Annotated in this window: 17 protein-coding genes; 5 read left to right on the plus strand and 12 right to left on the minus strand. The window is 36.4% G+C overall.

The window, feature by feature from the left end; genetic code table 11:
* The first annotated feature begins 425 nt into the window (after positions 1 to 425).
* Positions 426 to 4,364, plus strand: coding sequence for a DUF2157 domain-containing protein (locus QNJ50_RS02630; RefSeq protein ID WP_300631690.1), 3,939 nt, complete (start codon positions 426 to 428; stop codon positions 4,362 to 4,364).
* Between the two features lie 296 nt (positions 4,365 to 4,660).
* Here the strand turns inward: QNJ50_RS02630 and QNJ50_RS02635 are convergent, their stop codons facing one another.
* Positions 4,661 to 4,888 carry a hypothetical protein gene (locus QNJ50_RS02635; protein ID WP_300631691.1) on the minus strand — a complete coding sequence of 76 codons (228 nt, stop codon included), beginning with the start codon at positions 4,886 to 4,888 and terminating at the stop codon, positions 4,661 to 4,663.
* Between the two features lie 650 nt (positions 4,889 to 5,538).
* Positions 5,539 to 5,955 carry a hypothetical protein gene (locus tag QNJ50_RS02640; RefSeq protein WP_300631692.1) on the minus strand — a complete coding sequence of 139 codons (417 nt, stop codon included), beginning with the start codon at positions 5,953 to 5,955 and terminating at the stop codon, positions 5,539 to 5,541.
* A 521-nt stretch (positions 5,956 to 6,476) separates the two neighbouring features.
* Here QNJ50_RS02640 and QNJ50_RS02645 point away from each other — a divergent pair.
* Positions 6,477 to 10,130 (plus strand): NB-ARC domain-containing protein, encoded by a 3,654-nt coding sequence (locus QNJ50_RS02645; RefSeq protein ID WP_300631693.1) that lies wholly within the window; start codon positions 6,477 to 6,479, stop codon positions 10,128 to 10,130.
* Between the two features lie 49 nt (positions 10,131 to 10,179).
* On the opposite strand, the gene QNJ50_RS02650 is transcribed toward QNJ50_RS02645, so the two are convergent.
* Complete coding sequence (locus tag QNJ50_RS02650) at positions 10,180 to 10,686, minus strand: DUF1622 domain-containing protein (RefSeq protein WP_300631694.1); 507 nt, start codon at positions 10,684 to 10,686, stop codon at positions 10,180 to 10,182.
* Positions 10,687 to 11,228: 542 nt separating this feature from the next.
* Between QNJ50_RS02650 and QNJ50_RS02655 the strand changes: the two genes are divergently transcribed.
* A complete protein-coding gene (locus QNJ50_RS02655) occupies positions 11,229 to 15,731 on the plus strand; it encodes an NACHT domain-containing protein (protein WP_300631695.1) in 4,503 nt (1,500 codons plus the stop codon).
* A gap of 185 nt (positions 15,732 to 15,916) precedes the next feature.
* On the opposite strand, the gene QNJ50_RS02660 is transcribed toward QNJ50_RS02655, so the two are convergent.
* The 3 genes from QNJ50_RS02660 to QNJ50_RS02670 form a co-directional block, all read right to left on the minus strand.
* Positions 15,917 to 16,057: a hypothetical protein gene (locus QNJ50_RS02660; protein ID WP_300631696.1), complete on the minus strand. Its 141-nt coding sequence runs from the start codon at positions 16,055 to 16,057 to the stop codon at positions 15,917 to 15,919.
* Positions 16,058 to 16,169: 112 nt separating this feature from the next.
* Positions 16,170 to 17,267 (minus strand): alkene reductase, encoded by a 1,098-nt coding sequence (locus QNJ50_RS02665; RefSeq protein ID WP_300631697.1) that lies wholly within the window; start codon positions 17,265 to 17,267, stop codon positions 16,170 to 16,172.
* A gap of 99 nt (positions 17,268 to 17,366) precedes the next feature.
* On the minus strand, positions 17,367 to 18,071 hold the full coding sequence (locus tag QNJ50_RS02670) for a pirin family protein (RefSeq protein ID WP_300631698.1): 705 nt from the start codon (positions 18,069 to 18,071) through the stop codon (positions 17,367 to 17,369).
* A gap of 329 nt (positions 18,072 to 18,400) precedes the next feature.
* Between QNJ50_RS02670 and QNJ50_RS02675 the strand changes: the two genes are divergently transcribed.
* Positions 18,401 to 19,294 (plus strand): LysR family transcriptional regulator, encoded by an 894-nt coding sequence (locus tag QNJ50_RS02675; RefSeq protein ID WP_300631700.1) that lies wholly within the window; start codon positions 18,401 to 18,403, stop codon positions 19,292 to 19,294.
* Positions 19,295 to 19,402: 108 nt separating this feature from the next.
* Here QNJ50_RS02675 and QNJ50_RS02680 read toward each other — a convergent pair whose 3' ends face one another.
* From QNJ50_RS02680 to QNJ50_RS02690, 3 genes are all read right to left on the minus strand, one after another.
* Complete coding sequence (locus QNJ50_RS02680) at positions 19,403 to 19,840, minus strand: hypothetical protein (protein ID WP_300631712.1); 438 nt, start codon at positions 19,838 to 19,840, stop codon at positions 19,403 to 19,405.
* 118 nt (positions 19,841 to 19,958) lie between these two features.
* Positions 19,959 to 20,798 (minus strand): M56 family metallopeptidase, encoded by an 840-nt coding sequence (locus QNJ50_RS02685; protein ID WP_300631702.1) that lies wholly within the window; start codon positions 20,796 to 20,798, stop codon positions 19,959 to 19,961.
* Complete coding sequence (locus QNJ50_RS02690; RefSeq protein ID WP_300631704.1) at positions 20,798 to 21,217, minus strand: BlaI/MecI/CopY family transcriptional regulator; 420 nt, start codon at positions 21,215 to 21,217, stop codon at positions 20,798 to 20,800. The genes QNJ50_RS02685 and QNJ50_RS02690 overlap by 1 nt, the downstream gene beginning before the upstream one ends.
* Before the next feature lie 407 nt (positions 21,218 to 21,624).
* Between QNJ50_RS02690 and QNJ50_RS02695 the strand changes: the two genes are divergently transcribed.
* Positions 21,625 to 22,362 (plus strand): 2-phosphosulfolactate phosphatase family protein, encoded by a 738-nt coding sequence (locus QNJ50_RS02695; protein ID WP_300631706.1) that lies wholly within the window; start codon positions 21,625 to 21,627, stop codon positions 22,360 to 22,362.
* A gap of 428 nt (positions 22,363 to 22,790) precedes the next feature.
* On the opposite strand, the gene QNJ50_RS02700 is transcribed toward QNJ50_RS02695, so the two are convergent.
* The 3 genes from QNJ50_RS02700 to QNJ50_RS02710 form a co-directional block, all read right to left on the minus strand.
* Positions 22,791 to 23,138 carry a hypothetical protein gene (locus QNJ50_RS02700; RefSeq protein ID WP_300631707.1) on the minus strand — a complete coding sequence of 116 codons (348 nt, stop codon included), beginning with the start codon at positions 23,136 to 23,138 and terminating at the stop codon, positions 22,791 to 22,793.
* Positions 23,139 to 23,460: 322 nt separating this feature from the next.
* A complete protein-coding gene (locus tag QNJ50_RS02705; RefSeq protein WP_300631708.1) occupies positions 23,461 to 24,360 on the minus strand; it encodes a fasciclin domain-containing protein in 900 nt (299 codons plus the stop codon).
* Positions 24,361 to 24,955: 595 nt separating this feature from the next.
* Positions 24,956 to 25,186 (minus strand): HetP family heterocyst commitment protein, encoded by a 231-nt coding sequence (locus tag QNJ50_RS02710; protein WP_300631714.1) that lies wholly within the window; start codon positions 25,184 to 25,186, stop codon positions 24,956 to 24,958.
* Between the last annotated feature and the right edge of the window lie 421 nt (positions 25,187 to 25,607).

Consider the following 25,607-nt stretch of genomic DNA (forward strand, 5'->3'; position numbering starts at 1 on the left):
GTTTTATTCATTTATTTTTATCAGTATAATTTCTGCTATTTAGATTTTTGTCCACTTGCTGAAGTGTACTCCCGGACTTACATTGACTGTGACACATATAAAAAAGAACTGATGTAAAAAATATTTACACTTCTTGATTTTTATTTTGAATTTGATATCAGCGAAAATTCAGACACATATCAGTACCCTTTACAATCAATAATAAAAATAGAGTAACTGACCGTATTTAGCTTGTTTTAGTATTTTATGTCACGATAATTTATTGCTAATTTTATAACTTTCCACAAAAGTATTTTTTATTAATTCCCTAACAACAAACATAATTAAGTATAAATACAGACAAAAAAACAACTGTCACAGATAAACTGAAAAAATACTGTCATCATAGAGATGATATTAATGTAAAGTATTCGGGATGCATAAAAATGCGATCGCAATTTGAGCGTCCAGATAGTCCAAATAATCTAGAAATTATACTGCCCAGGAATCATCCTGAGTTACTATCGGGGCTCGATAGTTTATTAAAATTAGGTTTGATATCCGATTCTCAAGTCAAACATATATGTCGAGAGTTTTTGGTATGTCAAGCAATACTACGAACTCAAAACCAAAAAGCACCAGAGAAGTCAGCAAAGGTTTCTCAAACTTTAGCAACTAAGGCTCACAACGACCCCACAGAAGCGTCACAAAGGTTAGCAGCACCTAATATATTTGCAGTAATGTTGCAATCTTTACTAGCTGAGTTCAGCGTTCGTTGGTTGCTGTTTTTGGGAATGTTCCTAGTAGTTATGTCTTCTGGAGTACTTGCAGCAACTCAGTGGGACAAATTTCCTGCACCTGGACAATATGGAGTTTTATGGGCTTACACTTTAACTTTTTGGGGAGCAAGTTTTTGGGCTGGAAGACAGCAAAACCTTCGCTTAACTGCAGGGACATTACTTGCTATTACCTTGTTGTTAATACCAATAAACTTTTGGGCAATAGATAGTTTTGGTTTGTGGAATAATCCTTTAGAGTGGACTGCAGTTACGATCGCTGCCATATCTCTAACAATTATTACCAATTCACTTTGCAATCATCGGCTATTTGCGGGACATTTACCTATAGGAAAATTATATTTGGTAAATGTTCTGGCTTTAAGTTATTTGCACTGGGGTTGGGAAATTCCTGGGATACCTTTAATAGCTATTTATATTGCCACAATTGGAACGACTATAGCTACTATTATTCAAGCTTTTAATCGAAAAATATTCATACCCTTGCAAAGCGAAGATAAAAAATCTGTTTTGGGTATGGGTTTAATCGTTGCGGTAGTAATTTATAGTTTACTAGTACTTTTAGCAAGAGCCATCTTTGTTGTTCGTATCGATCCCACACAGCTGGGTTTAGCAATTGGTATTTGTGGTTGGTTAATTAATTGGTTAACACTTCGTCCTCAAACCAAAGTAAATAAATCTTCCACAGTTCCTACCCTTAATTTCTCATGGCAATTAATTGGTAGTACTTTGCTAATAGGGAGTTGGTTGCTGACAGTTACAAATCAACCCCAACAGGCGATCGCCATCAGTGGATTGGGATTATGGTTATTTAATCGGCGTTTACGAATATACAGTTTAAAATTTGACCTTGGAGCAATTTTTATAATTGGCTTGCAAACGATTTGGTTGGGTTGGCGATTAATTCCTGCAGAATTACAAACGACTCTTATTTCTACTGCAACTCAAGTTACCAGTTCTATTTCTCAACCTTGGAGTTTACTCAGTGTCGCTCTATTTCCTTACATCATTTTCATGGTGGCATTTTCACATATATTATACAAACGTGAAAAACTAGAATTAGCAGAATTTGGCGAACAATTAACCTTAAATTTGGGCGTAGTCTTAACCATTACTTCATTATTAAACCCAACTCTACGTTTCCTGAATTTACTTTTATCCAGTATCACTTTAGGAGTCGTTACTTATAAGCATAGCTTTAGGTCTAAACAGAACCAACAAACCCACAGAAGAAATAAAAAAAATATCAACCTTGTTTATTTAACCCACATTACTGGAATACTTGCACTGAGTGCTGGAATAAATTTGTTTTTACCGAACCTGAGTAAAGAATATTGGGTAGCTATTTTATTAGTTTTAATGGTTGCAGAGTGGTTTTGTAGCCTTGGTCAAGGAATATGGCGACGTAGTGCGTGGTACGTTGGTTTAGGGCTAGCCGCAGAAAGTTTCGTACTTTTATGGGTTGATATACCAGCTCAGTGGTATGGATTAGAAGTAAATAGTGGGAATTGGGGATTAATCTGGCTGGTAACACCAATTGCACTCACAGTAAATGCTATTCGCTACAACAAACTGGGTCATAATGATGCGGAACGCAATACAAATGCTTTACTGGGAACGACCGCTTTATTTGCGGCACAGTTATTAACTTTACCTTTGAATGATGCGAGATTATTAAGTTTGGGAGTTGGTGTTGGGTTGATGTTTATCAACACTAACTATCTAAGAAAGAAAAAATTTGCAGTAATTACAGTTGGCTTTATTTTCGCTTCTTTTGCAAGTGTGTTGTGGGAAGTTCTACCCAAATCTTTAGTAGAAGCTTGGTTTTTAGCGGGAGCATTAATTATTCTGTGTTTGTGGGTTGTTCGCCGATCGCTAGCTCGTCAAGAAAATCATTTAGCAGCAATATACACTGATGCTACTGACAAATGGGGAATGGTGTTGTGCGGTACGGAAATATTTTTACTTTGTATTCACACCCTGTTAGTTTATTTAGGACAAACAGAAGCAAAACTCTTATATCCAGTTGCAATAGCAATAAATTTGGGTGCGTTAGCATTTCGTAGTTGGGATACACCTAGCAATTGGACATTTTATGGTATTGCTTGGTGTTTGGAATTATTTATTGCGCAAATACTAGGATTTGGGGAAACATCACTCGTCAAAATCACAGTTGCAAATATAACCCTTGGCTTAATAACCCAGCTATTTGGGGAATGGTGGAGACAAAAACATCAATTACGAGCACTTCCCCAACGCTGGCATATTTTACCATTAGTGTATGGCTCATTTGGACTTTTACTGCGCTATCAAGCCTTTGATAATTGGACTGGTTTATCTTCATTAGCCGTAGCTTTGATCTTCATCGGTGTAGGACGACGCACTCAAAAATTAAAACCACTACTCTACCTGGGGATTATTGGTGTATCACTCGCAGCATATGAACTACTACTCTACCAAATATCACAAGCCTCAGGGGAAACTTACGGAGATGCTTTGATTGTGATGTCTGCACTCGGTACTACAATGATGTATGGCTACCGAGTTTTATCACCTTGGCTGAAGAATTATTTACGTTTACCATTAGTTGAGTTACAAACTATATCCCATTTTCATTGGGTGTGGAGCAGTTTTTTACTCATATCAGCACTCTCAATTCCAGTTGAACAACAAATACTAGGATTTGGAACTGGTGTATTTTTAGTTAGGTATGCAATTTTCCAAGGTCGAATAGATCCTAATTCTCAACCTATTTGGAAGAATATTAGAGGTGAGGAAATTTGGGTTTATTTGGGTTTATTAGAAGCGGGCTTAATTAGTATTTTCTTATGGGATACACCGATAGGAAAAATATTTAGTGGTATTTTAATTCCTTGGCAAGCAGCAATTTTTTGTCTATTAGCTTACTTTGTTTATATATTACCTTGGGAAAATTGGGGTTGGTCAAAAAAACCTTGGGAAAACCTAGCATATATTTTGCCACTAGTTATTATATATTTAACCAAATTTGATATCTCTCCACTAACTTTGTTAATAGTAGCCAGTTACTATGTTTTTCTCACAATAATAAAAGTTAATTTTCGTATAAGCTATATCAGTCTTGTATTAGTGAATTGGGCAATATGGCGTTTATTCTTAAGTTTACATTTTATAGACCCTTTATGGTATGTTAGCTTAATTAGTTTTTCATTGCTATATATTGCCCAATTCGATCCCCAATTACAAGATATAGAACATAAAAGAACTAAACATTATTTAAGATTATTAGGAACAATTATAATTTGTGGATGGGCTGCCACCTTCAATCAAGGTATAGTACTAATTCCCGGAATATTAAGTATAGTTTCAATATTTGCTGGATTAGCTTTGCGAGTTAGGGCTTTTCTTTATGTTGGTACTGCCACATTCTTGATGACAACCATTTATCAGTTAGTAATTTTAACTTATACCTATCCTTTTAGTAAATGGATTTTCGGTTTACTTGTTGGTATTATATTAATTTTAATTGCTGCTAATTTTGAAAATCATCGGAATCAAATTAGTAGTTTAATTCGCAGTACAAGTGATGAGTTGAAAGGATGGGATTAGTCATTTAAACCGTAAATTTTATTTCATATATAAAATCTATTGATATTGTTAGTAAATATATATAAATTTTACTACTTAATTCATTAGTTCATTAATATAACCATACAAAAAAATATCCTAAAATGGTAGGAATTACGGAAAAGTAATTAACAAATAAATTTGACAGTCCTACCATCTTATTAAGAAGATCTTAAGATGTAAATTACACCCAAAATATTGATGTAGTAAAAAAATCTGATAAACGATCTATTGCAATCAAATGAAAATTTGACCAGTAAACTCAAGTAACAATATTTTTAACGCAGGGATTCAACCACCATAGTTGCAGCTATTAAACAAAGTAGAATAATTCCCAAGCGCCGCATCCAATCAAATACTATTGGGAATAAGGTGTTAGCCCAATCTGATCTATCAAAAACCACAGACATTACATAAGCAATTGTCAGACCAAATAATGCTAGCAAAAAGAATTTAATGAAATGGGAAACAAATCTAAATAAGTAGGTATGTTGATGTTTATTCATAGCTCTATGCTCACAGTAAATACTTTAAATTATCTTTTTGCACTGTAAAACTATCGCTGATATATCACCTCCACATAGTTAGTCTTTGAAAAAATAGAAGTTGGTAAATTTGATGCAATCGATGAATTTACTAACTACAACTCACTTGTACTAATATTTTTCGAGCGCACTCATCGTTAGAAATACTTTTATTCAGTTTGGCGGTTATTTTGAATATTTCCTACAGGGGCTATATAGCCCCTTTATTTGGGAAAATATTTGCTAATCGCTGTGGATTAATCGTAGGGGTATTGTCATTTGTATTAATTTTCCTGAGGTAAATAGATTGAAGATAAACAACAGTGAGGATTGCAATTGTTGTTAAAACCATTACTAGTAAATCGTTATTCCTCATGGCACTATCCTTACATTAAAAAAGTCACTAAAAAACCGGTAAGTGATTAATTCACTTCACCGGCTCGTCAACTTCTCGTTCGATCGAAAGCCAAATTTCTCCAAAATTAGTTGTAGATATTCTATTGTCTCTGCAAATTTACTTAATTTTTAGTTGGAAGATTATTCGCCAACTCATTATGCTTATGATTTGAATCCATGGGGTGCGTCAATAAACCTGTTCAAATTCTTGCAGAAATCTAATAAAGAGTTACAAATTACGAGTTAGTACTTTGTCCTGGTATATTTCCCTTATGGGATTGTTTCCAAGCAATCCAATTTTCCAAAATATTATCGTACATTACTTGAACTTCCTCGATTTCCTGACGATTCAAACGGTAACGATGACTAATATGTCCAGAAAACTGAATTGCTGTTTGATAATTTTCCTTTTTACTACGAGTCATAAACTCGCCATGTCCAGTTAACAAGACAGATTCCATCAATAATACAGTCATGTGAGAAAAAGCAGGATGTAACTCGAACAAGCATGATTTCTGTGGAGAAATACCTTGTATTTTCTTCTTTTGTAACTTGAATGCAGACGATGGTTTCACAGATACATCCCCAACACCCAAATACATTTTCATAGCATTAGAATTGCTAAAAAACTCAGAAAATGGTGAGAAGGTCATAATTGATTTCTCCGATAGCTTGCTATTGTCTCGGTTAGCAGCGATCGCTACAATTGGTTATATACAGATAAAAGCTATATCAGCCAAAAAGCGTAAAGCTACTTCTTCTTACCTCTCTCACACCAAGCTCACATACATGTAACATACTTATAAAATAGTACACATTCACAGTAATTGCAAGTAGAAAAATAAAATTTTCTGATGGGTCTTATTGGTTAGTGTAAATTATTTTATCTTTATATCCCTTAGCTTTTCTCATATTAGTATAATCAAGGCATTACTTTATACTGTCAAATATAAAATATGACAAAAAAATAACAATTAAGAAACAAAGCTAATAATCAAATATCAAGTTTATAAAGCCTTTTAAGAGAATTTGTGTCAAATAAAAAGTTTGGTTAAAAAAAATACCTAAAAAATTGAATACCGTGAAGTGAGATACATACTATTTTATAATTTTTTTAGTCATGTTATAAGGTGTTATCTCACATATTGATATATTGTGTGGAGCTAGTATGAAAATGATGAGCGCTGCCGATATGTCCCAACTGCCAGAAAATTTCATTACAGAGCTAGCAGCGAGGAATGGTGTAACAAACACTGAGTTAAGTGCTTTAATGCTGGCATTAAAAGACAATTTAGGTTCTGAAATTGCTGACCAATTGGGAATATCCCAGTCAGCGGTACGAAAAAGACTAGGAGAATGCTACCGTAAATTTAATATCGAAGGTAGCAGTAACAAAAAACTGCATAACCTTAAACAAAGGCTATTAACTTCATACCAAGAACAAACAAGTCAAGCAGATAAATATTTACTGCGTGAAGACTGGGGTGAAGCTGTTGACGTTGCGGATTTTCGGGGTCGAGATGAAGAGCTTGTAGAGTTAGAGCAATGGATTGAGGGTATTGATTCTCCGCGCTGTCGATTGGTGACAATCTTGGGTATTGGAGGAATAGGTAAAACGGTTTTAGCTGCACGAATTTCCAAAAAAGTACAGGGAAATTTTCAATACTTGATTTGGCGTTCCCTTCGTAATGCTCCATCTTTGGGAGATATTCTCACTCAGTTATTACGTTTTTTGCCCCAGGATACAGAACTTGATTTGCCAAACGATGATAACACCAAGATACTGCGTCTAATTGACGCCTTGCAAAAAAATCGTTGTTTGATAATTTTAGATAATGTCGAATCTGTATTGCGTAGTGGAGAAGGTAAAGCCCTCGAGCGAGCAGGAGAGTACCAACCAGGATATGAGAAATATGGCTATCTGTTTAAAAAGGTAGCAGAAAGTGCCCACGAAAGTTGTTTGCTATTAACTAGCCGGGAAAAACCCAAAGAAGTAGCAGCACTGGAAGGGAAAAATCTTCCAGTCAAAGTATCCCAACTGAGGGGATTGGATATGGAAGAGGCAAAAGCTATTCTTCAAGATAAAGGATGTTCTTGTTCTGAAAGTCAATTAAGTGAGTTACTAAAAAGATACTCTGGTAATCCTTTGGCTTTGAAGATAGTTGCCACTACAATCTATGATTTATTTAGTAATAACGTCACCGAATTTCTCAATCAAATTCAGCAACAAACAGCTGTTTATGGAGATATTCGCGCCGTTTTAGATCAGCAATTTAATCGTTTATCAGAATTAGAAAAACAATTGATGTACTGGTTAGCAGTTCATCGGGAATACGTTTCTTTAAAGGAACTGCAACAAGATTTAATTCGTTCGGAGCCAGCGATTAGAATATTAGAAGCAGTTGAATCACTATTGCGGCGATCGCTAATTGAAAAAGAAAAAGGTCGCAGTCGTTTTCGACAGCAATCTGTTGTCATGGAATATGTCACACAAAAGTTGATAGAGCAAGCCACGGAAGATATCAGCGAAGGGAATTCAACAGAATTTATCAATACCTATCCCTTAATGAAGGCACGCTCCCTCGATTATATTCATAAAACCCAAGAGCGGCTGATTCTAGAACCAGTCAAACAAAAGCTAAATAACATCTTTGGTGTGGGGGAACTGGAATCTCATTTACGGCGAATGCTCACCAATTTACAAGAGGAGTCTTTGCGAAAAAAGGGTTATGCTGCAGGTAACTTAATTAATTTACTGCGCCAATTACAAATAGAAAAATCTCCAAAAGATTTAAGTGGGCGCGATTTTTCAGATTTAACTATCTGGCAAGCTTATCTGGAAGATGTTAACCTGCAGCGTACCAGCTTTAATAATGCTGATCTTACAGGTTCAGTATTTTCTGAAACAATGTCTAGCTTAGTATCAGTTAAATTTAGTCCAAATGGAGAATACTTTGCTACAGGCTTGATTAATGGAGAGGTTCGTTTATGGCGAACTTCAGATACTACACAATTACGTATATATAAAGGTCATAATACCTGGGCTTGGGCTTTTGCTTTTAGCCCCGATTGCCAAATCATTGCTACTGGTAGTGCAGATTATACGATCAAAATATGGAATGTCCGTACGGGTGAGTGTCTCAGGACACTTCAAGAACATACGAATAAAATTTACTCAGTAGCATTTAGCCCGGATGGTGGAATTTTGGCAAGTGCTAGCGAAGATCAAACTATTAGATTATGGAATGTTAACACTGGTAAATGTCTGCAAACCCTTCAGGGTCATACCGATTGGGTATGGTCGGTAACATTTAATCCTAAAAATCCTAATATTCTTGCCAGTGCTAGTTCTGACGGCAGCGTTAAACTTTGGGATGTCAATACAGGAAAGTTCTTCAAAAGTTTGACAGGACATAGTAGAGATGTTTTGTCTGTTTCTTTTAGTCCATCCGGGCAATCTGTAGCAAGTAGCGGCGAAGACAATACAGTTAAATTATGGAATATCCATACAGGTGAGTGTCAAATCACACTTGAGGGACACGAAAAACAAGTTTATTCAGTACGATTTAGTCCAGACCTCAACAGCAACATAATTGCTAGTTGCAGCCAAGATCGGACAATTAAACTGTGGGATATCAAAACTGGCGAATGTTTGTTTAATTTGCTGGGACATGAAAGTCAAGTATGGGCGATCGATTTTAACCCTGATGGACGCACCCTGCTAAGTTGCAGTGACGATCAAACTATCAGACTTTGGGATGTAGGAACAGGAACATGCTTAAATGTAGTGCAGGGCTATACTCGTGACGTTTATTCAGTAGCTTTTAGTCCACTTCTGCCAGATAATAAAATCATTCTTGCTAGTGGTCGCGACGATCGCAGTATTGGCTTATGGGATTTAAATACCTATGAGTATCATTCTCTTATTGGACATCAAGGACGAATTCGTTCTGTGGCATTTAGTCCAGATGGGCAAATTCTTGCTAGCAGTAGTGCAGACAACACTGTAAAGCTTTGGGATATTAGAGATACTGATAACAGTACTTGTATTCAAACCCTTTCAGGACACAGTAACTGGGTATGGAAAGTTATCTTCAGCCCAGATGGAAAAACTGTTGTCAGTTGTGGTGAAGATAACACTATTCGGATCTGGGATATCAATACTGGTCAGTGTCTGAGGATATTAGAAGGACATACTTACTCAGTATGGGCGATTGCTTTCAGTCCTGATGGACTTATACTCACTAGTGGTAGTGCTGATACTACAATTAAACTGTGGGACATTCATACAGGAGAATGTATCAGAACTCTAACAGAGCACAAAAATTTTGTTTGGTCAGTAGCATTTAGTCCTGATGGAAAGATTCTCGCAAGTGGTAGCGAAGACAAAACAGTAAAAATTTGGGATTTTAATAAGGGGAAATGTTTGTATACCCTGGAAGGACACACCAAACAAATTTACTCAGTAAAATTCAGACCTGTTTGTGAGGAATCCTCACAGAGAATTGATAACCTTCTTGCTAGTGGTAGTGGTGACATGACTGTGAAGTTATGGGATGCCGATCGCGGGATTTGTCAAGATACACTTAAACACGGGCATACAGCACCAATTCGATCGGTCAGCTTTACTGTTGATGGTAATTTACTTGCCAGTGGTAGTGAAGATGAAAATATTCAACTTTGGGATGTGGGAAGTTGTAGCCGATTGAAGCAACTAAAGTCTAAGCGCCTTTATGAGGGGATGGAAATTACAGGTATTAGCGGTTTGACAGATGCTGAAAAAGCTTCTCTAAAAGCTTTGGGTGCAGTAGAAAAAATTGAACAATAGTCCAGAACAATAGTCCATTCCACACAATAGTAAATTCGGGTTAAAACTGTTAACTGGTGACTGGTGACTGTTCAGTTAAAGTTTTTGAATTTTTTTCTTCTAATTCGTGAACTTCTTTTTGCAAGAAAAAATTGAGGAAAGTTCTTATTCCTGAGATTGCTGCAAGTTTTCCCAATGCATCCCAACTAGGTGATATAGCAGTTGCTGCAATATCTGCTGCTAACAGAAACTCTAAAGACACAGCTAAAGACATTCCTAATTTGAGACGGAGTGATAATAAAGCTTTTTGACGATCAGTATGTTTGAGAAGTGATGGTATCTTCTGGATACTTCTTAAAATTCCCCAAGCAAGAATCAACAGAGCAATACATTCAATACCGATTTTGAGCAAAAATGCCGTCTGCAGTAAAATACCTTCAGCAAAATTATTAAAATTTTCAATATTTCCTGAATGAGTGTTTTTCGTCGCAGTAGCAATAGTATACCAAGATTTTTCTAAGGCTAGTCTCTGAATCGGATTAATCCCAAAAGAAAACACAGAAACAACTATCGACATGACTATAACTTTAATGGTTCATAATAAATGCAGCTGATTTTACCTTGTTCGAGTTGTTACGCTAATATTTTTTGATTTTGCATATATTCTCCGCTTTGTTGAATCAATTTTGCAACTAAAGCAGTCAGTCATCCAGTTTGATGATTTGCACCAATTCCAGCCCCATTATCGCCGTGGAAATACTCATAAAAAAGAATTAGATCTTGCCAGTGGGGGTCATTTTGAAACTTTATTTATATTTTCAGTCGGAATTATAAGTTTCCATCTGATTTTGATTTTTGACTGGAATCAAGCTCGAATCAGTAGTTAATATTTATTTATTATCCATTCTTCATTAAAAAACACATGAACATCACTGGTGTTAAGGGCTTAACAGAAGTTGAAAAAAGTTCGCTCAAAGCATTAGGCGCAGTGGATAACAATCAAAATGAAAATAATCTTAAGTAAATTGACTGATATTAGTTACATAAATAGCTGTATATTATTCCAATAAATAGCTACTATAAGGAAAGGACTCAAATCATCCCTTCCCAACCAGTATAATGCTTGAAATCCTTATAGATGCTATAACTGGTCTTGCCAAGGACGAACTCAAACGTAACGAAAGGGTTATTAAACTACTAAAACAATTTAATCTTGACCCCGACCATCCACCAGCAGAATTTACAGGTGTTTATAATTACGCATTGGTAGAGTATGGGATAGGAAAACCACGGGCGATTTTACAACTTTTCCGTCAAGAAGAAGTGCAAAAAGCGTTTCGTCAAGCTTTTGATGCTGATAATCCTTCCATTGTAATTGCACAAATCGAGCAAGTTCTGGAACCGGATGAATGGAATATTTTACAAGAGGCGATCGCAGAAGAGGACATTGATGTCATTATTGAATTAGCAGAGTTTAGCGCTGTTTTTATCAAGGTTGTTGAATTAACTCGCACCCCTGCAGAAGTAAGACGGGACTGTAATATAACAGAGCTACAACAAGAACTAAAAGTAATCAAACAACAGTTACATCAATTAAGAAGTCTGGAAGAAATTCAAACAGAACTTGCAAAATTAACTAGTCAATCATCACGTTTATTAGTATCATCAAACCAAAATCCCCGTAGAGACGTAGCATGCTACGTCTCTACAGATGACCTAACGTCAACGCAACCCCAATGCAAAGCTGCGCATCTAGCCGAACAACTACGGGGATGGTTCAAAACTCTTGGTTATGGTTTTGAGAAGTATGAAGTTTGGGAAACCGGTTATTTTGAATTAATCATTAAAATTCAGGGTAGGCGACGCTTTGACCGAATCTTGGTGCGGGGAATAGATGGAGAAGCAAAAATTAGTGATTTGGTGGCTTTGCGTCAGTCTGTAGAAACTCAAAAAACTGATGAGGGTTGGTTAATTGCTGCACGTCGTATCAGTCGCTTAGCACGAGATGAAGTAAATAAAGGAGAAAACGAAGATTTATTTTGCTATACCCTCGATGAACTAATCGATGAAACCGCAGACTTCACCAACTATATAAATTGGTTGTCAAATGAGGTGAAGAAACGCAAAATCGATCAATTGTATGTTCCCCTTGCTTGTACAAAGGAAGAATTCGACCCGGTAACGAAACAAAGGATGGGGGTAAATCGTTATGATGAGCAAGATGGTTGGATCGATGGTTATATCGATTTGTGGTTAGACGATCCGGCTAAAGAACATCTTTCTGTTTTAGGAGAATTTGGTACCGGGAAAACTTGGGTGGCGTTTCATTATGCTTGGACTGCTTTACAAAAATATCAGGAAGCGAAACAAAAAGGTTTAACCCGTCCCCGTTTACCCTTGGTTATTTTATTACGGGACTACGCCAAAGCCTTGGATGTAGAAAACGTGATGGCAGGGTTTTTCTTTTCCCAACATGAAATCAGCTTAAATATTTCCGTCTTTGAACAACTCAACCGCATGGGGAAACTGTTGCTTATATTTGACGGTTTTGATGAGATGGCGGCGCGGGTTGATAGACAACAAATGATTAATAACTTCTGGGAACTTGCAAAGGTAGTAGTTCCCGGTGCAAAAGTTATACTTACCTGTCGCACGGAACATTTCCCTGAAGCCAAGGAAGGACGGAGTTTATTAAACGCTGAATTACGCGCCTCAGTTGCAAATTTAACTGCTGAGTCCCCGCAATTTGAAGTATTGGAATTAGAAAAATTCAACGACGAACAAATCCGTCAGGTATTTTCTAATGTGGCGAATAGCGACACCGTTGACAAGGTGATGAATAATCCCCAACTTCTAGATCTAGCACGTCGTCCGGTGATGAGTGACTTAATTTTAGAAGCATTACCAGATATTGAAGCGGGTAAACCTGTGGATATGTCGCGGGTTTATTTGTACGCGGTGCGACGGAAGATGGAACGGGATATTAAGTCGGAACGCACGTTTACATCATTAGCAGATAAGATGTATTTCCTGTGCGAAATCGCTTGGGAAATGCTTTCCACCGACAAAATGAGTCTGAATTATAAGTTGTTTCCCGATCGCATTCGGCGCTTATTTGGTTCTATCGTGCAAGAACAAAACAATTTGGATCACTGGCATTACGATATGATGGGGCAAACAATGCTGATTCGTAATGCAAATGGTGACTATACTCCGGCACATCGTTCGTTGTTAGAGTTTTTTGTAGCGTATAAGTTTGCTGCGGAGTTGGGAGTTTTGGCACAAGATTTTCTCGAAGTAGTGCAGCCATATGAGTTATGTATAGATAAAAATGCAGCGCCACAGGAATATACTTGGTCTGAATATTGTCAGTTACAGGTAGAAAAGCGGAAGAAAAATCATTTAATAGCACCTTTGCAGGGTTTTAAAAGTGAGCCGTTAGAAAAATTGCGGGAGACAGTTGGTAAAGCACGATTAGCGAAAGCAGTTTTGGATTTGTTGGTGGGGATGATTGATCGGGGGAGTTGTTGTGAAAGGTTGTTGCAGGTTATTGAAAGTACGAAGGGTAAGAGTGAGGCGGAGGTTGGTTATGTTGGTGGAAATTTCGTGACTCTGGCAGTTAAAGTTAATGAAGGTGCTTTGGAGGGGAGAGATTTTTCAGGCACTGTGGTTAAGGGGGGAGATTTTAGTAACGCAAGTTTACGAAGCGTCAATTTTTCACAAGCAAATCTAAGTGGTTCCAATTTTAATAAAGTTCTGGGTCGTGTGTTGTCAGTAGCATTTAACCCAGATGGAAATTTGTTTGCGACAGGAGAGGTTAGCGGAGATATTCATATATGGGAACTTTCTAATCAACAACAAATTGTGTTTTGTAGCGGTCATAAAGATTGGGTTAGAACCCTTACCTTTAGTAAGGATGGAATAAATTTAGTTTCTGGTGGTGATGACGGACTCATCAAAATATGGGATGTCCATACTGGAAAATGTCTTAAAACACTGCAAGGTCATATTGCTCAGCGGGTTTATTCAGTAGAGATATCTCAAGATAATACGAGAATTATCAGTGGAAGTAACGATAATACGATAAAAATATGGGATATCAGTAATGGGGAATGCTTGAAAACTTTAGAAGAACATACCAAGACAGTTACCTCAATTGCTATTTGTTCTGATGGAAAGAAGTTCATAAGTGCAAGTGATGATAAAACACTAAAGCTCTGGAATATCAATACTGGGAAATGCTTACAAACTTTATATGGGCATACCGATCATATATGGAAAGTAGATATTAGTTCCGATAGTAAAATAATCGCTAGTTGCAGTCGCGATCAAAAAATTAAGTTATGGAATATAGATACAGGTGAATGCTTTCAAACGCTTCACGATCATACTGGTGGCGTACATTCATTAACTATTAGTCCTGATTGTAAAACTATAGCGAGCAGTAGTAGGGATAAAACAATCAAGCTATGGCATGTCGATTCAGGTAAGTGTTTTCATACATTACAAGAACACACAAGCGCTATGAATTCATTGTCTATTAGCCCTGATAGCAATACCTTAATTAGTGCGAGTCATAACCAAAATATCAAATTATGGGACATCAATACTAAAGAATGTTTAAAGGTTTTACAAGGTCATATCAGTCCAGTATATTCAGTCGCAATTAGTCCTAACGGTGAAACTTTAATTAGCTGTGGTGATGACCAAAAAGTGAAAATATGGAATGTTCATACAGGGGAATGTTTAAAAATATTACAATCCCACAGTGATGTAGTTTGGTCAGTAGCTATTACTCCTGACGGGAAAAAAATTATTAGCGGAAGTGCAGACAACACAGTAAAGTTTTGGGATGTAAAAAATGGAAAGTGCATCAAAACTTTTCTTGGACATGAGAGTAAAGTTTATTCAGTTGCTGTAAGCCCTGATGGTAAGAGTATTGCTAGTGGTAGCGATGACCAAACAGTAAAGATTTGGAATATTGAAACTGGAAAATGCGAGAAAACTTTTTATGGACATACTGATAAGATATGGTCAGTAAATTTTAGCCGCGATAGTAGAATTATTGCTAGTGGTGGTCGCGATAGAAAAGTAAATTTATACGATATTCATACGGGAGAATATCTTGTAACTTTTGACGATTTTAGTGAAAGTGTTAATTTTGTATTATTTAGTCATGATGGTAGAACTTTAGTAACTGCTAGTAATGAGCAATTGCTAAGGTTGTGGGATATTCCTAGTAAAAAATTTATTAGAGATTTTCAAGGACATAATAGTAAATTAACTTCTGCTGCTCTTAGTTCTGACAGTAAAATTTTAGCTAGCGCAGGTAGTGACGCAATTATCAAGATATGGGATACTTTTACGGGCAAATGTATACAAACTTTAGCAGGTCATACTAATACAGTATGGTCAATAGCGATCGCTAGAGATTATTCTATGTTGGTTAGCGGTAGCTTAGATGAAACAATCAAAATTTGGGATGTTAAAACAGGTAAATGTCTCAAAACTTTCAAAAGCGATCGCCCTTATGAAAACATGAATATTACAGGTGTTAAAGGTTTAATAGATGCCGAAATTTCCACACTCAAAGCATTAGGCGCGGTAGAAGAGAAGTCTTGACTTGCTTTGGACACGAAAAAATCAATTTTATCAAACTTGTTGCACAACACCCCGATGAGGAATTTCAAAGGACACCGCTGTAGTGATTTTTACAGAGTTGTTTTTTACAGTTAATTGCTCGGATTCAGATTTTGGTAGTAGTCTAAAATCCAATACAGTTCAGTTAGGACTTTTTTTTAAAACAATTAACCCTGTAGAGACGCGACAGAGCCTGCGGCGTCGGCGTTAGCCTCTGTCGCGTCTCTACGAAGAAATTTAGGCTTATCTGAACCGTATTGGTCTAAAATTGGTACACCAACCTTTAGGAGAGATATCGCAACTGACATAACAACGCTGCACTGAAACGAGGAATAACTAATCTTTAAATCAATCTTTAAATCGATTGAAATCAAAGGAGTAAATAATGGGAAATAGTAATTACCCATTACCAATTACCCATTACGAATCAAGGAAAGGATAATCAATATATCCATTCTCTGCATCTTTATCACCTCGTCCATAAAATGTTTTAGGAGTTGGTTCGTTCAATTCTGCACCTAATTCAAAACGTCGTGGTAGGTCGGGGTTTGCCAGAAATAATTTACCATAGGAAACTAACTCTGCTGCTTCATCTGCAAGCACTTGATTTCCTGTTTCCTTTGTATAACCACCATTAGTAATAATTTTTCCTTTATAGACAGATCGAAATACTGGAAGTACAGGATTAATTACATCGCGATTAGCTAAGTCTATTTGATTGGGTTCCATTAAATGGATATAAGCCAAATTAAAATTATTTAAAGCATTAATTACATAACTGAAAGTAGCTTTTGGATCGGAATCATACATCCCATAAAAAGTATTACTAGGAGAAAGTTTAATCCCAACGCGATCTCCACCCCAAACTTCGGTAACAGCTTCAACTACTTCTAATAAAAAGCGAGCGCGATTTTCAATTGAACCACCATATCTATCTGTGCGTTGGTTAGAACCATCTTGGAGAAACTGATCGATTAGATAACCGAATGCTCCATGTAATTCAATCCCATCAAAACCCGCTGTCATCGCATTTTTCGCACCTTGGCGAAACTGTTCGACAATTGGAGGGATCTCTTCAGTTTCTAAAGCGCGTGGTACTTCTATATCTACTTTACCTATAGGGGTATGAAGTTGACCCTGAGGAGCAAGTGTGCTAGGAGCAACAGGTAATTCACCATTAAGTAAGGAAGGATGAGCAACTCTACCACTATGCCATAGTTGCAAAAATATTTTTCCACCGCGTTCGTGGACAGCTTGGGTTACTAGTCTCCACCCTTCAATTTGTTCGGGAGAGTAAATTCCAGGACAATTCATGTAACCATTACTCAAGGGGGAAACCATTGTACACTCAGTCACAATCAGCCCTGCTGATGCTCTCTGAGCGTAATAAGTCCCCATTAATTCTGTAGGAATGCTTCCATTGGCTCGCAAGCGAGTCATGGGTGCCATTACCATACGATTTGATAAAGTATAAGAACCTAAATTAACGCGAGAAAAGAGATTATTTTTCAAAGTCATAAAACAATCCAATATATTTTGCAGAGACGCAATATATCAGATTGCATATTACGTCTCTACATTTTTCAATCTTCAACTGTCAAACAACAGCCAACTAACTTAATTAACCATATCAAACAACAGTACTTCTGCATTATCAGCAGTACTTGTTAGCGTAATTTCAGTTTCTTGGGAAATCGCTGCACCGTCACCGGCGTAGAGATTCTGTCCATTGACCAATATAGCTCCTCTTGCTACTTGAACCCATACTAAATGACTATTGTCAATGGTATGACTCACTTCTTCACTATTTTGGAGAGAAGTAACATAAAGATCCAGATTTTGATGAATCTTCACCGAGTTATCTCGTCCTTCACGAGAACCAACTAACCTCAGTTTGCCTTGTTTTTCACTAACGGAAAAGTTTTTCTGTTCGTAACTGGGTTTGAGCCCTTGTGTATCGGGTAAAATCCAAATTTGGAGAAAATGAACTGGGTCAGTTTTAGAGGCGTTAAACTCACTGTGTAAAATACCTGTTCCTGCAGACATCCGTTGAACATCACCCGGACGAATTACAGAACCATTACCAATACTATCCTTATGTTCGAGGCTTCCTTCTAAAACATAGGAAATAATTTCCATGTCGCGGTGGGGATGAGTCCCAAAACCTTTTCCTGGTGTAACTTTATCTTCGTTGATTACTCGCAAAGAACCAAAACCCATATGATTTGGGTCGTAATAATTACCAAAAGAAAAGCTATGCTTGCTATCGAGCCAACCAAAGTTGGCTTTACCTCTTTCACTTGCTGGACGAATAGTAATCATATTTCCCCTCCTTTGAATTTCAGTAACACTTTTGTTGGTGAGGAATAATTTTTTATTATTTATATTATCTATTGTTTTTATATAAAAGACAATATACTAAAAATAAGACATATTGTCTCTAATCTTTCTACAATCATATATTTATTGAGTTATATATTTCTAAGTCATATATAGCGGTTTCCGGTTGAGTACATTACACCTTGTAGAGACGCGACATGTCGCGTCTCTACAGGATGGGAACGTAAAATGTATTTTATTCAAATGAAAACCGCTATATTTCTGAAACTGCATTAAAGGTTTTAATCGCAACTGTTTATTTTTCGAGCCCTATGGATAAATTTGAAAGTATTCGAGCATTCACTCAAGTAGTTGTATCGGGAGGTTTTGCAGCAGCAGCACGGGAAATGGGTGTATCGCGTTCCACAGTAAATAAACTTGTAATTAATCTAGAAAACGAATTGGGAGTTCAATTACTTCAACGCAGTACTCGTCAGGTTAACCCTACCACTACAGGACTTGCTTTCTACGAACGCTGCATCAATATTCTTGCTGAATTAGAATCAGCCGAGTTAGCAGTTTCTCAAATGCAAGAGGAACCTAAGGGAACATTGAAAATTAATGCACCGATGTCTTTTGGTATCTCGCATTTAGCTCCTCTGGTGGCAGATTTTATTACTTTACATCCAGAATTGCAGGTTCAGTTAACCTTAGATGATCGCTTTATCGATCCAATTGCTGAAGGTTTTGATATCACAATCAGAATCAGCGAATTTAAAGAATCAGCAAGTTTAGTTTCCCAGGCGATCGCAACTGTTGAAAGAGTTTTATGCGCATCTCCGGAATATATAGAAAAATATGGAAATCTCGGTTATCCGAAAGAACTTCGCGATCGCTCTTGTTTGCACTATGGGTATTTAGCAACCGGAAATCAATGGAAACTGATTGGTAATGATGGGGAACATACTGTTACTGTAAATGGTTCTCTGTGTTCTAATAATGGAGAAGTTCTCAGAGATGCAGCTGTTAAAGGTCTGGGAATAGCGTTATTGCCGAAATTTATTGTCAAACAAGAATTGCAGCAAAAAAAACTGCAAGTAATTTTATCCGACTATCACCCGCCAGAACTTTGTTTATATGTTGTATACCCCCTAAATCGCCATCTATCCATTAAAATCAAGCTATTTACAGAATTCCTGCAAAAAAGTCTAGACAAAACCATCTGAACAAAATCATACAAATATTAAGAGCGTTAACAAAGTTTTGCTATTTAGCAATTTTTAGTAGTTTGATTCAAAATCGAATTATCAAAAATCGAATTATCAAAAATCGAACTATCCAAAATCAAACTTCAATTGCTCAGCCATTTTTCGTTCTAAGTTTTCTAATAATAAATTTATATTTTTGCCAAGTTCTTTAAAACAAACGGGTGGCGCTATTTCTGGTTCAAAATAAATCAGCTTTATTTGATCCTTGGCAATACCAATCATCAAAACTTCCATTTCAGGATTATAGTGCTCAATAATTCCCAACACTTCCTGAAGTTTATTGTCAACCCGATCGTTTAAATTTTCTACAGCTGCTTGCGGACAATAAACAAAGTGGGGTTTTGGTTGTAAATCAACTCCAATCGTACCCTTGCTATTACCATTTTCCAACCATAAACCCCAAGTTAACGCCGCCAATTCTTGTTGATGATTTTTTACAAATCTATCCAACTGATAACGCCACTGATTCTCTGGAGAATCAGCTTGGATACTACTAAACATTATTCTTATTAACTTATTGTCTTAATAAGATCATCTCATGTTAACGGCTAAAGGTGCAAAATAAAAATATATTAATGGGTAATGGGTAATTGGTAATTGGTAATGGGTAATAAACAAAATATTACGTGTGAAATAAGATGCTAATAAGAGGTAAGAAAGCTAAAACAAATCTATCCCAAGAAATTTCCTTAAATTGTGAGTAGTTTTCTGGTGGTTTTAAAAGGGCTTCTATTCTTTGCTCCAAGCGATCCGTACCGGTAGAATCGAGGGCAGCACAGCAAATATCAGTGGAAATAGGTTGACTGCTAACTACTAACAACAATGATTCTGCTAGTAATAGAGGGTCTACCCGCAATGCTGCACGGGCGTCGGCGCGGAGTTCTCGCAAAATTAGTAATTCTTGCCACAAAGCTTCAGTATTTGGTAACCAATCAGTGCAAGTACGAACCCAACCCAACCAAAAAAACCAAAATGTATCCCGGTGATAGTAATGTCCTTCTTCATGGGCTAAAACCGTATCTAATTGTTCAGGAGAAAGACTTTGGATTAATCCTTCACTGACAACTAATTCTGGCTTCCAAAAACCTATTTGACCCGCAAATAATGCATCTACCTCAAGTAATCTAGCTTTTTTACCCGCTAAATTAATTAAACGATTATTACGGGCGGACTGGACGGATTGCCATCCTTGCCATCCCAACTTAATACACAAATAAGCAAAAAACACAAGGGCATGTAAAGCTAAGACATAACCCAACCAACCCGTTTGTATTCCCCCCATTTTGCCTTCAGGACCCATGCAGACTAAGGCAAATACGGTCATAAAAATCAGTAAAGGAGGGAAAAGGAATAAAAACAAAGTTTTTTGCCAAGCTTCGTACCAATCACCTTCAATGTGCTTGTAGGATTGTCGAATCTTCCAAGCACAAATAACAGCGACCGAAATCATCAGTAGATGCATTATTCTTCCTCCCTGGCTTTCCTTGCAGCTTTTATACGTTGAGCAATGGCTTGTATTTTTTCAGAAGCTGATTCATCTAAACTATCTGCAAAAGCAGCAATTACATCAGGGTTACCTACTGCGAGGAATTGTTGTAACTGCTCGTGGGCTTTTATAACTTGAGCTTGTTTCTTTGTCAGCAATGATTGCCAATAATAAGCTCTTCCCTGCTTGTCGCAAGCCAACCAACCTTTATCAGTCAGACGACGCAGCACTGTAGTTACTGACGTGTAAGCCAATTCGCGGTTCGGATCTGCCAGAATTCGATCATGCACGTCTTTGACTGTAACAGAACCTAGTTCCCAAACAATATTTAAAATTTCTGCTTCTAGCGGTCCTAAAGATAGTTGTTTGGGGCGATATTCAGGTAAAGGTGCCATATCGATTTTAGTTTTAAGGTGTGTAAACGGATTGGAATTAAAGTTAGTGAGTTAGGATTAATGAATTAAGAATTACTAATTCAGATTGACTTGAGAAATATTTAAATATCGAGCAAAGCGCTCAAATAAATCAGTATTTCTAATATCTGACTCATAATAGAGCTAATAAGACAATATATAATTCAAGTCTATTATACGATTACAAATTATTTGTAAATCCTTGCTGGCGAGTACTTATAAGCAGGTAACTGTTGACCCACGCTTAGTTTACTTAACATTGCAAAAATCACTTATTTAATTTGAACTTTTAACTGAACTGTTAACTATTAGACACCAACTGTTCTGTTTTGTGACATCAAATCGGTAGAATGTGACACAGCTACTTCTGTTTCAGGTTTATCCAAGTTGTGAAGCTATTTGTTTATCATACTCCCGAATTGACTCCTGTAGATTCATTGCCAGAGTGTGCGATCGCAGTTGATGTATTGCGTGCAACAACCACGATGGCTACAGCATTAGCTGCAGGTGGCGAAGCAGTTCAGGTATTCAGCGATATCGATTTACTAAAAAAAGAAAGCTCGGCTTGGGAAAAGGAAAAGCGTTTGCTGATTGGGGAACGTGGAGGTGCAAAGCTTCCAGGTTTTGATTTGGGCAATTCTCCTTTGGAATGTACGCCAGAGCGTGTCGAGGGAAAGCGGATATTTATTAGTACCACTAACGGTACCCGCGCCTTGCAAAGAATCGAAAAAGCCAAAGTTGTATTAGCTGCAGCTATGGTTAATCGTGCTACCGTAGTCCAATATCTTTTAGACAAACAACCAGAAACTGTTTGGTTGGTTGGTTCTGGTTGGGAAGGTAGTTTTTCTTTGGAAGATACTGTTTGTGCTGGCGCTATCGCTCATGGTGTGATTCAAAAAAGCAAAATTACAGCCGACGAAGTCGCTGGAAACGACGAGCTTATTAGTGCGATCGCTCTTTATTGCCAATGGCAAGATAACTTACTCGAACTGTTCCACCATGCTAGTCATGGCAAACGTTTATTACGCATGGAAGGTTACGATGATTTAAAATATTGTTCTGATATGGACACTTTAGATGTTTTACCTATCCAGCATGAAGCTGGTGTTTTGAAACTTAATAGTTAATTCTTTTTTTATCATTTTGATTTCTGTCATTTTGATTATTTTAGCTAAAAACATTTTTTTTCATCCCGTTTTTAGCATGTTTTAAATTTTGCCGCAGGTTATCTAAGATGGTCTGCGGCAAAACTATTTTGTTGAATATTCCAGATTGGAAATTAGGAATTAAGAGATGGGATTGGCAAGTAGTTTTGACCTAATGGTAGTTTTGACCTAATGCTACGAAGCAAATTACTCAAAAATATTTCGAACAATCAGCAAAATAAAAAATAAATTTAATACTAGATTGTAAATAGATATTAAGCATAAATACTCGCAAAAAAATATACTTGCTATTGCCTCTAATTAATTCCCTGTTAGGAACCCAGAAACTCTTCAAGTATATTTAATCTGCAAAATCCGAATGTCGATAAAGATAATTAATTTACCCACTCCTATTCACCTAAATCGAATAGTACCTTTACCCCATCATTAAATTGGACATTTAATCCATCATTTCCGATGATAAATTTTTCTGCCGGTTCCAAGCTAACATCTTCTTCACGTGAAGACAAAGACTGATTTAAGTTGGATAAATCTTTTCTCGGTCTTTGTTCGTTGCTAAAGAATTTTGTGAAATCTTCCTCTGCAGTTACAGTATCGATTCCGGTTAAAGAATCTCCAGATAAGGTATATCTACCAGAACTAGTATTAGCTTCTCGCGTAGAATCCGCAAGCACTGGCTTACTAAAACCTAAAATAACCGCTAATACCCCAAAAACAGCAACCAATATAGCGTTCATATTTATTTCCCAAATTCTTTCTATTTCCAAAGTTTCTCGGAAATACTAAATGTTGCAAGGCACACAAATTAGCGTTTACTTGCCTATATTATATTCTGACATTCAAACCGACTTGTATTTTTCAACACTTAAAATATCATCTAATCTTAACATTACAAATAAAATATACAATCAAAAATGTATATTTTATTGGTTTTAAGTTTTTTGAATTGCTAAATTTTGAAGTTCTAAGTTTTTAATTCCCAAGTTTTGAAATCCTAAGTTTTGAAGTCCTAAGTTTTGAAGTCCTAAGCCTTGAATTACAAATTCTTGTACTAAACCTTCAACGCCGTTGATTTTTGGAGCCCTCGGACATTTTAACGATTATTGTATTCCTCAAATTTCGAGGTATCAAAACGCGATTGATTGAGTGAATTACTCCATTTGTAGCTGGAATATCTGCATGGGTAATACTACTATCATTCAATATAATTCTTTCTGGAGTAACACGAATCGCAACACTTCCACCAAGTGTGTTTAATTTACCTGTTGTCAACTCTTTTGCGGCAAGTTCGCCTTTAACTATATGATATCGTAACAACTTATGTAACAAATACTTGTTTTCTGACTTAAGTAAAAAATCCATTGCACCTGCTGGTAAAGACTGATTGAAAGCATCATTGGTGGGCGCGAATATGGTGAAGAAATCCTCAATCAGGGTATCCGTTAATCCTGCTGTCTCAATTGCTCGAGCAAAAAGATTCAATGAGTTACTAGCAGCACTAACCTCCAAGAGATTACCACTACTAGAAGACTTTTCCAGAATTTTTGCAGGTGGATTGTTAGAGGGAACTGGGCGCGGGATGTCATCATGAATATCTGACGTAGGCTGAGATGGTTGAATATCTTCTGGTAGAGATAAGTCTGGAGACTCTTGCGGAATCTCAGGAATATTTTCTGGTGTTTGGGGAATAGAAGGTGAAGTTGTTGGTGTCGGAATAGGAACAGGTAGCTGACCATCATTCTCACTGCTTGGTATCGGCGTACTGACTGGTTGCTTTAGTGTCTCAGGGATGGAGGAGAACGAAGGTAAAGTTTCCGAAATCACTCTAGGAAATCCTTCAGTGGTGAAACTTGCTTTTACAGGAGTAGGAAGAAAAACAAGAAAAACCAAAATTCCAACTGGGAAAGAAATACTTTTACTCAATCTAAGCTTTTGCTCTATTCCAGGATTTATATCCACCACCTTGATGTGCGACCTAAGGCTAAAAAGCGATTCATCATCCTTTAAAAACATAAATTTATACATTAAAATTTGTTAGCTCCATTCACAGTTTGCAATTAATTATATTTTTCAAGATAAAAAGCTTGTAATTTAAATTTTTAAGTGATATTATTTGCGAGGCAAAATATTTATTACAGTTCAAACTAATAAAAAGCGGACATTTTGTCCGCAAACAGTTAAATAATTTAATTTCGATGAAATTAATTAAGATAGTATAATTTTCTACAAAATCCTAATTAATCCAAAAAATGATGCAATTAGCTTTCCGAAAAAGTCATAACTTTAGGATCGGAATGAGTTTATCAAACTAAAGCAATTTGTCCAACTAAAGCGCAAACTAAAACAAAAATACTAGAAGCATGCTCAACTTTGTTCTGCTTCTATATACCACCTTAATTGAATATTTTTCAGACTCAAACAGTTTGAGAAGGACAATTTATATTCCTAGTTAGTGAAATAAAACATTTTATCCCCTTAGTACTTAGCTTTGAGTGCTACATGGAATAATGATTTAGTGTTACCTCTCAACCTTTGACATTCTACCAAATGAATTTTAGGTTCCAGTTCTGGCATAATTTGATTTTTGCCGTTCCAATTGGTAGTTTTCCTTAAGTAGTCGAATGTAAGTCCGATATGGTATGTAGTCTACCGGCTCGTAACCATTGTAACGAAGCATCAATACACAAGCCCATGAATACTTTCCGGCAATAATTGCTTTTAGCACCTCTTCCACTTGTTTTTGATTCATTTTCTTTTGTGACTCTGCATGACAGATTAGGAATATCGATGATTTTGGGGAACACTTGATTAATCTATAAGTTAAAGTTTATATATTTATTGCAAGTCTACTACGCTTCATTTTCAAAAATTCACAATAACTTTACATTTTTTTATCTCTTGAAATGACATTGTTACTATCCCCTGTAATATCGTCAAGAGAAATAACTGAATTTGAATTTTTAAGACTTTTTTATATTTCCATCTATAAGTTTTATAAGTGTAAAATTAAAACATTAAATAACTTATTTGGGAATACTATATTCTTGAAATAAAGATATCTTTACCTAAGTAAAATGTGTTTTTTTTGATAAAAAATGAGGTAATTTAGTAAATACCTCGCAATTTTATTTTCTTCAGTTTTATCAACCAATATCCATTAATGAATGCGAAAATACTAATTATTTAAAAACTAGTTTTTAAATAAT

It is taken from the genome of Mastigocoleus sp. MO_188.B34 (assembly GCF_030065675.1).
Classification (GTDB): domain Bacteria; phylum Cyanobacteriota; class Cyanobacteriia; order Cyanobacteriales; family Nostocaceae; genus Mastigocoleus.